Annotated in this window: 14 protein-coding genes; 8 read left to right on the top strand and 6 right to left on the bottom strand. The window is 58.9% G+C overall.

From position 1 onward, the window contains the following. Positions 1-106 precede the first annotated feature (106 nt). The 4 genes from J7495_RS04655 to J7495_RS04640 all read left to right on the top strand — a co-directional run bounded on the left by J7495_RS04655 (position 107) and on the right by J7495_RS04640 (position 2,844). Positions 107-955, top strand: a complete 849-nt coding sequence (locus J7495_RS04655) for a hypothetical protein (protein ID WP_294054912.1) — start codon at positions 107-109, stop codon at positions 953-955. A gap of 259 nt (positions 956-1,214) precedes the next feature. After that, entirely contained in the window at positions 1,215-1,925 is a 711-nt protein-coding gene (locus J7495_RS04650) for a hypothetical protein (protein WP_294054911.1), read from the top strand. 35 nt (positions 1,926-1,960) lie between these two features. Further along, positions 1,961-2,458 (top strand): DUF5681 domain-containing protein, encoded by a 498-nt coding sequence (locus J7495_RS04645; RefSeq protein ID WP_294054910.1) that lies wholly within the window; start codon positions 1,961-1,963, stop codon positions 2,456-2,458. Between the two features lie 29 nt (positions 2,459-2,487). Further along, positions 2,488-2,844 carry a hypothetical protein gene (locus tag J7495_RS04640; RefSeq protein WP_294054909.1) on the top strand — a complete coding sequence of 119 codons (357 nt, stop codon included), beginning with the start codon at positions 2,488-2,490 and terminating at the stop codon, positions 2,842-2,844. Between the two features lie 5 nt (positions 2,845-2,849). On the opposite strand, the gene J7495_RS04635 is transcribed toward J7495_RS04640, so the two are convergent. Continuing rightward, on the bottom strand, positions 2,850-3,002 hold the full coding sequence (locus J7495_RS04635; protein WP_294054908.1) for a hypothetical protein: 153 nt from the start codon (positions 3,000-3,002) through the stop codon (positions 2,850-2,852). 60 nt (positions 3,003-3,062) lie between these two features. Here J7495_RS04635 and J7495_RS04630 point away from each other — a divergent pair, with 60 nt between their 5' ends. The 3 genes from J7495_RS04630 to J7495_RS04620 all read left to right on the top strand — a co-directional run bounded on the left by J7495_RS04630 (position 3,063) and on the right by J7495_RS04620 (position 5,848). Beyond that, positions 3,063-3,269, top strand: a complete 207-nt coding sequence (locus J7495_RS04630; RefSeq protein ID WP_294054907.1) for a hypothetical protein — start codon at positions 3,063-3,065, stop codon at positions 3,267-3,269. A 538-nt stretch (positions 3,270-3,807) separates the two neighbouring features. Further along, a complete protein-coding gene (locus J7495_RS04625) occupies positions 3,808-4,248 on the top strand; it encodes a hypothetical protein (RefSeq protein ID WP_294054906.1) in 441 nt (146 codons plus the stop codon). 292 nt (positions 4,249-4,540) lie between these two features. After that, positions 4,541-5,848 carry a site-specific integrase gene (locus tag J7495_RS04620; RefSeq protein WP_294054905.1) on the top strand — a complete coding sequence of 436 codons (1,308 nt, stop codon included), beginning with the start codon at positions 4,541-4,543 and terminating at the stop codon, positions 5,846-5,848. Between the two features lie 88 nt (positions 5,849-5,936). Here the strand turns inward: J7495_RS04620 and J7495_RS20210 are convergent, their stop codons facing one another. The 5 genes from J7495_RS20210 to J7495_RS04600 all read right to left on the bottom strand — a co-directional run bounded on the left by J7495_RS20210 (position 5,937) and on the right by J7495_RS04600 (position 10,326). Further along, complete coding sequence (locus J7495_RS20210; protein ID WP_366810763.1) at positions 5,937-6,440, bottom strand: asparaginase domain-containing protein; 504 nt, start codon at positions 6,438-6,440, stop codon at positions 5,937-5,939. Next, the gene (locus J7495_RS04615) at positions 6,437-6,862 is read right to left on the bottom strand and encodes a hypothetical protein (protein WP_294054904.1); all 426 of its coding nucleotides are present in this window, start codon (positions 6,860-6,862) and stop codon (positions 6,437-6,439) included. The genes J7495_RS20210 and J7495_RS04615 overlap by 4 nt, the downstream gene beginning before the upstream one ends. Continuing rightward, positions 6,862-8,076: a response regulator gene (locus J7495_RS04610; RefSeq protein ID WP_294054903.1), complete on the bottom strand. Its 1,215-nt coding sequence runs from the start codon at positions 8,074-8,076 to the stop codon at positions 6,862-6,864. Before J7495_RS04610 ends, J7495_RS04615 begins: the two co-directional genes overlap by 1 nt. Then, positions 8,073-9,830, bottom strand: coding sequence for a sensor histidine kinase (locus tag J7495_RS04605; RefSeq protein WP_294054902.1), 1,758 nt, complete (start codon positions 9,828-9,830; stop codon positions 8,073-8,075). The genes J7495_RS04610 and J7495_RS04605 overlap by 4 nt, the downstream gene beginning before the upstream one ends. A gap of 286 nt (positions 9,831-10,116) precedes the next feature. After that, positions 10,117-10,326, bottom strand: coding sequence for an AlpA family phage regulatory protein (locus J7495_RS04600; protein WP_294054901.1), 210 nt, complete (start codon positions 10,324-10,326; stop codon positions 10,117-10,119). A gap of 745 nt (positions 10,327-11,071) precedes the next feature. On the opposite strand from J7495_RS04600, the gene J7495_RS04595 reads away from it, so the two are divergent. Next, a complete protein-coding gene (locus J7495_RS04595) occupies positions 11,072-12,805 on the top strand; it encodes a ParB N-terminal domain-containing protein (protein ID WP_294054900.1) in 1,734 nt (577 codons plus the stop codon). Positions 12,806-12,847: the final 42 nt, after the last annotated feature.

Genomic DNA, 12,847 nt, shown 5'->3' with positions numbered 1-12,847 from the left:
ACCACTGCCCCCACTTCACCACTTCACCCACCCTACCGGATTTCCTTGCGCGCCCCCGCGGGCCTTGCCAGTGGTCAAATCCTTCAGTCGGTCATATGTCTGGGCGATGAGCCGCCCCGATCCCTTCACAATTCCGGAATGGAAAGCGTTGCACCGCGAAGCGTCGCTGGTCAGCCAGATAATTGGTTCTGGCGCTACCGCGCTGGGGAGGGCCAGCTATGGCAGCGGATTCGGTGAATACTATACCGCGTTCTTTGGACTTTCGATTGGGATCGAGCGGCTCGCGAAGCTGATCTTGGTAGCGGACTACGCTCTGGACAACGCGGGTGCGCTGCCCGGTCAGTCTGTCGTGCGGAAGTACGGGCACAAACTGAAAGACCTAATTGCCAAGGTCGACGAGATCGCGACAAAGCGCGGTATATCGGTGCCACACCTACTGCCGACAGACCCGATTTGCGCCGCCGTCATAAACTGCCTTGATGCGTTCTCCGATGCCTCAAAGGGGCGCTACGCCAACTTCGAGGCGATCGGCAATCCCACCTTCGATCCGGCCAATGAGCCGGTCAACAAGTGGTGGACCGAAGTTGTCGAACCGATTCTAGACAAGCACTATCGCGGGAAGCGTGCTGAGGAGGGGGTGAGGCAACGAGCAGCGGTAATCAATGCTATGATCGGCGGAGTTGCTTCCGTTCTCCATACAAACGAGACCGGAGCCGTCATGTCGGACGTAGCGACAGCTTCGGAACGCACCGGTCAGACAAAATGGGCGCAGAAATATGGTCGCTTCTATACGTTGGCGGTCGTCCGATGGCTTGCCTATATTTTTGATGAGATGACCCACACGGCTGGATACCAGCCGGGACTGGATAGCCTGTTTGGGCACTACGAGTTCTTCACCACGTACACCGTTGATGATGATTTCTTACTGACTCGCAAGGTGTGGCCGCTGCACTGAGCAGCCGGGGTGCTAGCCGGCTCGCTATGCGCCGCGCTGGGGCACGTTTGCCCCCCGCTCGCCCCTGCGGTGGCGGCAGCTGGCGTCAGCGCTGTAATCGCCCCGTAGAGGCTGGCGAAATTGTCGTGAAATTATTCGACCCACAAATACCCTGTTTGCAGCGGAACTGACCTAAGCAATTGTTTTGCTTGCATGAATTATGCGCAACTCCCTACGCTCTAGCGCAGTACTAGCCGCATCAAGCCAAGTGGGGAGTAACATGGCCGAGAATATCGACACCCGCGTCAGCATCGATCTTCATCCCGTCAACGTGAAACATCTTGTCGGGGCCGATGACGATACTGCCGTCTATATCGCGCCGACCGAAACCGCGTTCAGCACCGCCTACGAGGGGCTGCGCCAGCTTCACGACGCGCGAGCAGCGGCGGAGAAGAACCAAGCATGGACCGAGGCCCACCGCCTCATCATGGTCGATGACTTCGGCCAGAAGGTGTTCACCCGCGCCGCCAGCGCGTTCGACAGCGCGCTCGGCAATCTCAGGAAGAGCATCGCGTCGCTCGAAACCGAAATGAGCGCGCCGGTGACCGTCAAGGCGGCGCACCATGTCGCATCCGAAATTCGGGCGCACGCCAAGGGCCTCGACAACGGCGAGCGCATGGCGCTGGTGCGTGCCGCCATCGAGGAGGGCGACGACATCACCTCCGGGGCGATCCTCGGCGCTCCATCGTACCTGTCCGGGTTCGACGCGAACATGCAGGCGCACTTCACGCGGATGTATCACGAGAAGGTGAACCCGGCGAAGGCGAAGCAGCTCAAGGTGATGAAGGCCGCCGCCGATCACATCGTCAGCCGCAGCGGCCTCCTCCATCGAGAGTTGGAAAAGGCCATCGGCGCGCCGAGGCACAAGATCGCTCAGCTTCGCAAAGCCAAGGACACCGCCCAGCAGGCGCTCGTTCTCAAGGATGCTTGATCGAGCGCTGATCCGATCAATTGGAGGCGTGGCAAGTGAGTGAGGCTCAGCCCGAGACCCCCGACTGGCTCGCGAATTGGCAGAAGCAGCCGCCGCCCCCGAAAGCGCAAAAAACACGCGGCGTCGGGAATCCAAGCTGGCGGCCCGGTATGCCGTCGCCCAATCCTGCCGGTCGTCCCAAGGGCATCGTGGACCGCCGGATGCAGGTAGCCCAGCGCCTGTTCGAGGATGCCGAGGGCATTGTCGATGCGATGGTCGCCAAGGCGCTCGAGGGCGACACCGGCGCTGCCGGGCTGATCCTGAGCCGCGTCCTGCCTTCGCTGCGGGCGCAGTCCGAGAAGGTCCAGTTCGAGTTCGACGCCAGCGCGCCGATCAGCCGGCAAGCCGAAATGATCCTCGAAGCCATCGCGTCGGGAGCGCTCGCGCCCGATGTCGGCAAGCAGATTCTTGAAGCCGTCAACAGCCTCGCCACCATCCGCGCCGTCGAGGACATCGAAGCGCGGATCGTCATCCTCGAACAGAAGCAGATGTAGCTATGCCGGTCATTCACACCGCGACGAACATGGTGACCACGCTCCCGCCGATGGAGGGCGACTGCTGGGTGCAGGTCTGGCTCGGCGGCAAGCCTCGCATGACGCTGCCGATCGACCAGTATCAAGAGGCCGTCGATTGGGCGGTCGCGATGAGCGACCAATTTGCCACCGCCGTCCAAATCGTGCCGATCAGCCCGGCCGACCTCACGAAATTCCTCGGTCCCCGACTTGAGAACGGGCTGGCGAGCATGTCGGACGAGGAGCGGTGGAAGCTCCGGCAGGACGTGGTCACAGCCTGCGCGCTCGCGATGCGCGACTGTCCCGACCCCCAGGTACGCGCAGAAGCGCATTCAGTCCTCGTGACAATGAAGGTGATACGCCCATGAGAGAGTTACCCGTACAGCGTGGCGCTGCCGACGCGTCCCTCGCGCACCGCCGCGCGGCTGAGGCTGCCAAGGAGCAGGAGCTTCGCGACGGCCTCGTCCGCCGTCACTTCGCGGTGATGGGGGACCGGCAGCTGCTCGACCGTCTGCACTTCGAGCACGCGCTCTCACAGGCACCGGTGCTCCGCGCCATCGCGCAGCGGGACCAGCGGGGCTGAATCTTGGTCGCCATCCGCGCCATGCAAGCTCGCGTGGCGCGCCTCAGCCGGAGGCGCGAATCCATCATCGAGAAGGCGTGCGGCTCGTGGGAAGCGTTCCACGACATGATGATGGAGGCGGTCGCCAAGGGCGAGATAGAGCCAGATGACGCTGAGACCATCTACTTCGCGGCGAAGGGGTGGCACGATGGCTCCCAGCTTTTCGTATGACCACGCCCACCGACTCTCCGCCCGCCTGGCTGGTGGCATGGAAGGCGGAGCGGAGTCAGGACGGTCCTCGCCGCCGCGAGAATGGCTTAGCGTCGCTTGGCTTCTTCGACCCGGAACCGTGGGACGCGGACGGTGGCGTTCGCCGCGAGCCGGTGTTGGACACGGACTGCGACCCGCCGCGCGTGGTCAGGTATGTCGGCTGGCGCGTCTGCATGAATTGCCGGAGGCAGTTCTGGTCGGAGGACGTGCGCGCCATTCGAATGTGCGGGAGGTGCAAGGCTCCCGATCAGTGAAAACCGGCACGCCGATAGGAGATCCGGGCAGGCGTGTCGGTGCGCGGGGGATTGTCCCGACCCGCGACGAGGCAAAGCGGTTCGTTCCTCGTTAAATCCAACAGCCGCAGCAGCGGGGCGGAAACTCCTTCGCGTCTGACGCTGCCAGCGCCTCGTGCCCTCGGGTGCGGGGCGCTGCTATGATGCCGGATTTGATGGAACGCCGCACCCTGCGAGGCTAAGATTGACCTGATCGGAGCAGAGCGGTGAATTATCTCAGCGTTGTTGGATTGGTACTCGATGTTGCCGGCGTCTTGATGCTCGGTATCGACTTGGTGCGAGTGCAGCGAAAGCTGAAAGGAGACGCAGAGGAACGTCTGTCCACCTTGAACGAAGTGGCAGAATCGGCGGGAGGCATCGACCGCTTCCTCAAGAGCATTTCGGGCGACTGGCGCGAGTATGATCGGGAGGACGGTGGATATGTGCCGCGCCACGGCACCTTCGACCATCGAGCGGCCGAAATGAGCCTTGATGAGTTGAAAGACGGCATCAACGGGCTTGCGGATAACCTCCAAACCGTAGCGACGATGATGGTCGCTACTGTCGAGAGTGACCGCAAGACAGCGAGCATGTCGCTTTGGGTGACCTACGGCGGGCTGACCTTGATCGTCGTGGGATTCGCGCTGCAAGCGGTAGCTTACTTCTAGCAGCGAGCGGCTAGAAATACGCTAGAACCCCTACGGTGCACTGCTGAGGGCTCGCGCGGACCTCTTGCTAAGCATTTGTATTTGCCAGGAAAATATGGTGGACGCACTAGGGCTCGAACCTAGGACCCGCTGATTAAGAGCGATAATCAGCGGGTCTTAAGTGATCTCATGAAATCCCATAATCATTGATTCTCAAGTGGATAGGTGCCACATTTCCCCAATGGATATCGGGGTATTTCGCGTTACCTGTTACCTAAGGTAACGCCCTGATCGGTACTGTTGGGAGGCGTCGATGGCGTCGAAATCTGTCGGTTTGACCGACGCGAAGATCAAAGGCCTAAAGCCGCCGGCCGCTGGCCAGGTCGAGATTAAGGACGCGGTCGTACCGGGTTTGCGGTTGCGATTGGGAGCTTCCGGAACTCGCACATTCCTGCTGCGCAAGCGCGTGGGCGGAGTAGTCCGCAACATCACCATCGGCCGGTATTCGGATCGGTTCAGTCTCGCTGAGGCGCGGAAGAAGGCGAGGATCGTGCTTTCCGACATCGAGGCTGGCGGCGATCCATACGAGCACGCGCCCAAGCCCATAAGGGGCGCTGCTGCAGGGACGGTTCGCGGCATGTGGCCGGACTACAAGGCCGCCAAAGCGGATCGGCGCTCGGTCGCGGAGATCGAGCGCGTCTTCACGCGCCATATTCTTCCACAATTCGGAGATCGGCTGCCGGAGACGATTACGCGAGCCGAAATCACTCGGTTCATTGATGGCATCGCTGCGCAAACGCCGGTGATGGCACGCAACGTCCTCGCTCAGTTCTCGTCCTTCTATGGCTGGGCGATGCCGCGGCTGGAACGGCTCCAGGCCAACCCCTGTCGAGACGCTGGACGCCCGCCCCCACCAAAGCCGCGCGAACGGGTCCTGGGACCGCAGGAAATCGGACTCCTTTGGAATATTCTCAACGAGGAGGGGCCGCCGTTTGGCGCGGCCATCAAGCTACTGCTACTGACAGGCCAACGTCGCAATGAGGTATTCAGTGCGAGCCGAGCGGAGTTTGACCTGGGCGCTAGGCTATGGATCGTACCCGCCGAGCGAGCAAAGAACGGCGTTGCGCACTTGGTCCCGCTGACGTCCGAAACGCTGGATATCTTGGGTGGCCTTCGAGTGGATGAGGCCAGCGCCAAGCTGTTTGCCTCGCGCGGCAACGATGAGTCAGGCCCGAGCGGCTTCAGCAAGGCTATGATCCGGATCCGCGCTGCATTGGACGCGCAATTCGACTCTCCAGCGCAGCATTGGACTCTTCACGACCTCCGGCGGACCGTGGCGACCGGTTTGCAGCGACTCGGAGTCAGGCTGGAGGTCACCGAAGCGGTGCTCAATCATGTTTCGGGATCGCGGGCGGGTATCGTGGGAGTCTACCAGCGACACAACTATCTCGATGAGAAGAGAGCGGCGCTAGAGGATTGGGCGCAAGAGGTGAAGCGACTCGCGGCTAGCCAACCGATCAAGTCTGCCTCGATGCCAGTCAGATTGCGCCGAAGCTCAGATACGATGTACGCCCTAGGAAAAGCTCGGGGTAAGCGTCAAAATTCCGCAAGAAATTCGTGAAAATAAAAATCAGTCTGCATTGATATACTTGATATATTCTGTAACAATTGTGTCCGTTAAATCGAGCATATTAAATAATGTTCTTATGTTAACAATTCAATTCCTCGAATACACCGGTACGAGCATTCTTCTGACAATTGTTCGGGGAAAAGACGCGCCCATGCATAAACAGATATACGCCATGATTCAATATTCTCGATACACCAATTGCGCCGCCGAGATTGGCGGACGCCTCCGTCTCGCTATAGAGAAATGGACAGAGAGCCCCAGTTAATACCACTGTTCGGTCAACGATCTTGTCACTAAGAAATATTCCCGTTTCAACGAGCCGACTGGTGCCGTGTACCACAACAAATCTACTGCGCTTGTCGTCCAATATGCACTTCGCCAAGGTTTTGCGGTGCGAGTCGGTCATATCTAGACTGTCGAGTCGCATGACGTCATTGAACGAACAACCTCGGAGGTGAGCCTCTTTCAATATTCTGGGCAAGCTTGAAGGCTCTCCGAAGGCCAGGCGCTCTCGTACCGCGTCGTACGATTTGTCAAACGTGCCGCCTGTCCCGATAATCAAGACATCGTTCGCCGAGCTCACATCTCATTCCTCAACAAGAGAAAATCCAAATACGCCCTAGCCCGTCGACCGACAGGTGCAGCAGCTTCAAGAGTGCCCAAATCCCGCCTAGCGGCCTTCTTTGGGGTGTTCGCGCCGGTTTCCTTGGGGAGCGTCCCCTTTGACAAGCCAGCTGGCCCAGCCAGGCCGAGCGCAAATCCCCGCGTAAGCGGGCCTAGGATCTGGTCCGGGGGAGCCGAGAGAAAATTCCAATGCACCACAACATCCAGATTGATCGCCACAGCGAGAACGCCAGCAGCTAGGTATACTACCCCATGTACCGCCATGCCGAGCCTTGACGTAAAAGTAATTATCAGCGCCCCTGTGGCGTCGTAGATTTTCCGGACTCGATAGGCATCAAATACCAAAAACCCGAGGATGCCCGCGATAAATACAAATATCATTATGACGTATGGCGCATGTGCACCGCTCCAGTTACAAGATTAACTTGAAATTCCAACCCAAGATCATCTCCTAGACTTCGACCAAGCAGACCCGTCCTGAACGCGCAGCGACTGCCAGACGACATTCCTGGCGTCCTACAATCTAATCCGCAGCTTGCACTAATTCTGTATTTATCCCAATTTAGCACTGCAAAAGCAGTCAAGCGGCCGAGTAAGGTTGCCTCGCCGCTATCGGTGAATACTACACCATCCGTAACAATATTCCTTCCAAGCAGTACAAGCTCTCCGGCGAAATGAGTGTCAAACCTCATGCCGGTCTCAAACCAGCCATTGGCTGTATAGTGCTCATAGCTTAGCAATGTTAGCGGGTTTCCAGTATCAAGATGAACCTTTTCCTGTATAGCCCCCTTACTGATTCGAAGGACGGGGTACCCTCGCATGCCCGTTCGTTGGGAGCATCGCTCGGAAAGGTCGTCGACGGCCCCACCTGCGGAAAACGAGAACGGCGCAAAACCGGAAGACCTCGCAAGCGAGAGTAGTTCCTCCTCTTTCATAAACTCCGAAAGGTCATCCTTAGCTACTAAGGGATTATCCCAATTTCCGCAGAACACTAGATAGGTCTTTCCCTCACTAAACGCTTTTTCACGCGCCTTCTGCGTCCATTCAAGTACGCGAGAATGAAGCTCTAGCTTTCCGTTGACATCCAATTGGGAGTAATCGTCCCACTTGATGGGAGGCTGCATAGCAGCACCGGCGAGTTTCTCTGCCTTTTCCTCAGCGATTGCTTCTGGCTTGGGGCCATCCGAAAATACTTCGGTCAAAAAACGTCGAATTGCTGAAATATCGTCGGTCAGAGGCAGACTCGTCTTGTCGATTCGGCCCACGTTTAAGCGCAGTTCGCCGTTACTTCTATGGTACGCTTCGAGAACGTCGTCCAAATAGAAATACGCCGAGCAAACGTAGAGTTGAGCCTCCGGCGCGCTCGTTGCGAGCCGACCGAGAAAATCCGATCCCCTCTCGCCAGGCATGATCTCGTCCACGAATATGGCGTCGTAGCCGGTCGTCTGCAGAGCGGACAGTGCCTCAATGGGATCTGGAAATACGTCGACCTCGATACCCTGCTCCGAAAAGCGTCGGACCCAAGGATCGAACTTCTGGATCTGGTCATCGATCCATAGGAGTCGGTTCCCGACAAAGGTGACTTGATCGTTCATCCTTCCCCCTCAGTACCAATCTCGCGAAAGGTCATAATCGCTTTGAAGTCTTTTCCCCAGATACTGGTCAACTCAAGTGTACCTCCATGCCCTTGGCAAGCCCCCTGCATGATCGGCACTCCCAGCCCCATACCCCCGCGGTGCGATACATATCGCTCACGTACCGAGGAAAGCAAATCTGGCGAAACGCCGGGTCCGTTATCGACGACTTCCACAGTCATCAACCGCCCACGAATTTCACCTCCGGCACGCACGTTAGGGGACTCCAAACCAAAGCGGACGGTAATGCGAATTTCTCTTCGAACATGCGTTCTAGTTCTCAGCTGTTCAATCGAGTTCTTGATGGCATTATCGATCGCCCTTCGAATGTATATTTCTATTCCCTGGAATACTGGCTCACGAGGGCAGGTATATTCTAATGAAATTTTATGGTTGTGGAGATGTCCGCGATATTTATATTTTAGCTCTTCAAGCAAAGTTTTCATATTGATCTTGTCTGTACTTATATCCTCTTCCAACAGTCTTATATCATTACGGTAATTTCTGCGCTTAAAAAACAATTTTAGATGCTTTGTTGCCGTAATTAGATTGTCTAATATTGATTTGGACGTCTCAAGTGTATCTATTTCACTTTGAATTCGCGGATTTAGCATGCCTAGGTGCCCGCGCGCCGTCGTTATATCTTCCGCGGCATCGTGTAGAACATCCACCATGAGAAGAAGTTCGCGAACCTGTTTTAATATCTCGCCAGACTGCTGGAACTGACTCTCTATCTCTTGGTTTCGATACCAAAGGCGATAGTAGTCAGACAAAAGCTCAGCCATATTTTTTACTATATTGAGCTCAATGAATGACACTGCGTTTTCACGCTTAAATAGACAGACGATCAAACAATAGCATCGTTGCCGATCATATACCGGTACAATCATACCGGACTGGAAACCATGGTGGCGGGAATAGGATTCCAATCCCGTTGGAACGGCAGAGTTTCCTGCATCAAAATCCGGCGCGCCAAATATGTTGATTCGTAAATTGTCATGAGCATCAGTCAGGCTATTATTCCCTCTGGGAGAATGGTGCGGCCGAAATGAGGTAGAATCCTGACCTGATATATACGTGGTACTGAAAGTGCCCTCCTTTTCTTGGACATATATCATGGTTTGGTGCGGGTGAATCGCGCCATGGACAATATGTCCAATCGCACGATCCAGAAGTTCTCGCTTTTGCTCATCGAGTCGGAAGAATCTCCGGTGATATCCAAGAGCGTTGGCTTCTTTGCGAAAGGCAACTATTGACTCGAATATTCGTAGCCAATAGCGGATTAATCTATGAGAATTTGTCTGCTCAGTTACAAAGAATACGATTCCGAGATTTATGTCATATGTTGAGGAGATTTCCGAAGAGACGACAATAAGGTTATCGAAGGAGGCCGAATGTGGGTTCAATTTGTGTCGTGATCCAAAATCGAACCCGTCGACTTTCTCAAGAATGTGCTCTTTGACTGCATGCGGTAGCGCCGCGAAGCCAGCGGTTAATGGAACCCTCTCCCCTTGTTGCGGGCCGACTTGGGGAATAAATTCCGCGTGATAGGCACACGCGTGGGTGTAATTTGCGATTACCTTCAAGATGATGCGTAGGATTTGCTCATCTGAGAGCGCGTCCGCGCTAGAGAGCCCGATAAACGGGGACGTCAGATCTCCCTGTGGATCATCTGTTTGGAGAGAACCCGCCTCAGCCGCCATTGCAGACTTCATCCGACAATCAAGCGGCGCACAGTGTGGATGCAAAATCTGATGATGGCAATGTCCGCTAGAGAGGACAATGCAAACCGATCTCTTTTATTGTGTGCGCAGTCTTGGCTGAGGGCAGTCGCTCCTTCGATTTCCGGAGTCCGCAGGGCCGGGTTGAGTGGCGCGAGGCGTAGGACGATCTGGCGGTCGGTAGAACCAAGGCTAGTATGTGTCACATTGCAAAGAGCCAGGTCGTGCTTAACCCTACCTATCGTACTGCGTTCACTTAGATCGCATTGGATCAGCGAGTTTAGGCCTCGGGCTCGGTGTCGTAGAACATTGGGTTCTTCATCCATTCGGCTACGGCGGATTCCCGCCAGCCGGCGCAGCGTGTGCTGATCTTGATGCTCCGCGGAAACGTGCCGCTGCCCATCTTTCGATATAGGGTCGATCGGCTGAGGCCAGTTCGAGCAAGGACGGTTTTGATGCGAAGGATGCGGTCGGGGGTGTCGGTCTGCATTGGTATCACCTTGAACTGAGTACGCTTGGGTGATGCTCCCTCGGCAAAGGTGAGACCGAAGTCGGCGAGTGAAAAGACCCTCTCCGGGGCACATAGGGGCATTGGCGGTGTTAGGCGCGATAAGGGTACCCCAGCGTAGGTTGCTGTAATCAAGCGCGAAGTCCCATGGCGTCTCACGCTGCGCGTGACCGCGCTCTCACGCCGCGTATCGCGGCGCCGAGTCGCTCTTCGGCGTCTCGTCCGATGCCGGTTTCGATCACATGACGCGTTAGCCGGCTGGCACCGGCCAGCGGAACGCGGGGACCATTTGAGCGCACACTGGCGGGATCTTGCGAACCCGCCAGAGGTCGCGGTGCCTTTGTTTTCCGCGTGGCACACTCGATCCGGCCGGAGGGCACGGCGGCCGCTGGCCCACAGTTGCGCGCGCACGCCGCCACGACGGCCGGCCGGATTCGAGAGTGCGTGTTCGTTGGGCTTTGCGAGCCCGGCAGCGCTGCGCGCTGAGTGGCTGCGGTCACCGCGCCTGGGCGCGGTGGCGTTGGCCTCCGGCTTCGATCTGGCGGGGTGGGCGTCGCTACCCTCTAGTCCCGCCGCGGCGTGCCGCAACCTGGGCTTCGCCCAGGTCCTCCTCTTCGTTTCGGCCCTTCGGGTGCGGCCCGCCTCTGCCGGCGGGACTTCCGATCCGCTCCTGCCGCCCACCCCGCCATTCCGGCGCCGGTTGCGGTGGTTTTGAAGGAGTAGAAGCATGGAACTCAAGCACATCGACATCGCCAACCTGACCGTCTCCGCTGCCAACATGCGGGCGAAGGGCGCGGCGGACATTGCCAATATCCTGCCGTCGATCCGGGCGCGGGGGGTGCTGGTGCCGCTGATCGTGCGGCCTGCGGAAGCCGAGGACCGGTTCGAGATCGTGGCGGGCAAGCGGCGCTATCATGCTGCGCTGGCCATTGCGGAGGAAGGCGGCGGGGAGGACTCGCTCCCCTGCGCGATCATGGCAGCGGGCGACGACGCGGCGGCGCTCGAAGCCTCGCTGATCGAGAACGTCGCGCGGCTGGACCCTGACGAAGTCACCCTTTGGGAGACGTTCACGCGGCTGGTCCGCGAAGGACGGTCGCCCGAGGACATCGCGCTGACCTTCGGGCTTACCGAGCTGCAGGTGAAGCGGACGCTGGCGCTGGGCAATCTGCTGCCCCGCATCCGGGGCCTGTACAGAAAGGGTGACATCGATGTCGCGACCGTGCGGCATCTGACCCTCGCCTCCAAGGCACGGCAGCGCGAATGGCTGGCGTTGCTGGACGATCCGGAAGTGTATTGCCCGACCGGCCATCAGCTCAAGGCATGGCTGTTCGGCGGCGCGTCGATCCCGGTCAGCGCGGCGCTGTTCGACCTTGCCAACTACGAGGGCGAGATCGTCTCCGACCTGTTCGGCGAGGAACGGTATTTCGCGGACAGCGCGACCTTCTGGGCTGCGCAGACGGCTGCCATCGAGGCGAAGGCCGAGAGCTGTCGCGAGGCGGGATGGCCCGAGGTCGTGGTGTTCCCGACCGGCGAGGCGTTCCACCGCTGGGAGCATGAGCGGTGCCCCAAGCGCAAGGGCGGCAAGGTGTTCATCAGCGTCGGAACGCGCGGCGACGTGGCGATCCATGAGGGCTATGTCTCGCTCAAGGAGGCGCGGAAGTGTGGGCGGGGCGAAGCGGTTGAGAAGCCGGTTCGGCCCGAGGTCAGCAACCCGATCCAGAACTATGTCGACCTGCACCGGCACGCGGCGGTGCGGGCGGACCTTGCGGGCAGCCCGGCGCTCACGCTGCGGCTGATGGTGGCGCACGCCATCGCGGGTTCGTCGTTGTGGAATGTGCGGATCGAGGCACAGCGTGCCGCTAGTGATGCGATTGCCGAGAGCGTCGAGGGCAGCACGTCCGAAGCCGTGTTCGACGAGAAGCGGCGGGCGGCGCTGGCAGTGCTCGGGTTCGATCCCGAGGCCCCCACGGTGACCGGCGGCTATGACGGTGAGCACGGCGTGGCGGGGCTATTCGTCCGGCTGCTCCCACTCAGCGACGCGCAGGTGCTGGAGGTGGCGGCGGTCGTGATCGGCGAGACGCTCGAGGCGGGCAGCACGCTGATCGAACTGCTGGGGCCGATGCTCGGCACCGACATGGCAAAGGTCTGGCAGGGCGACGACGCGTTGCTCGACATGATCCGCGACCGCGAGGTGCTGCACCATGTGCTGGCGGACGTGGCGGGCGAGAGTGTCGCCGAGGCGAACGAGGCGGCGACCGGCAAGGTCAAGCGCAAGATCGTGCGCGATTGCCTCACCGGCGAAAACGGACGCGCCAAGGTGACAAGCTGGGTGCCCAAGTGGATGGCGTTCCCGCCAGCCGCTTACACCGAGCGCGGCGGTGTCGCGACCGTGAGCCGGGCGGCGACCATCGCCGAACTGGCCGCCTTTCCCGAGCCCGAACCGCTGCGTCACGCGGCCTGATCCCATGCCGGCGGCGGTTCTCCGCCGCCGGCCCATCGGGAG

This window comes from Sphingomonas sp. (genome assembly GCF_017745215.1).
Lineage (GTDB): Bacteria > Pseudomonadota > Alphaproteobacteria > Sphingomonadales > Sphingomonadaceae > Sphingomonas.
This window is presented reverse-complemented; position numbering and strand designations above follow the sequence as displayed.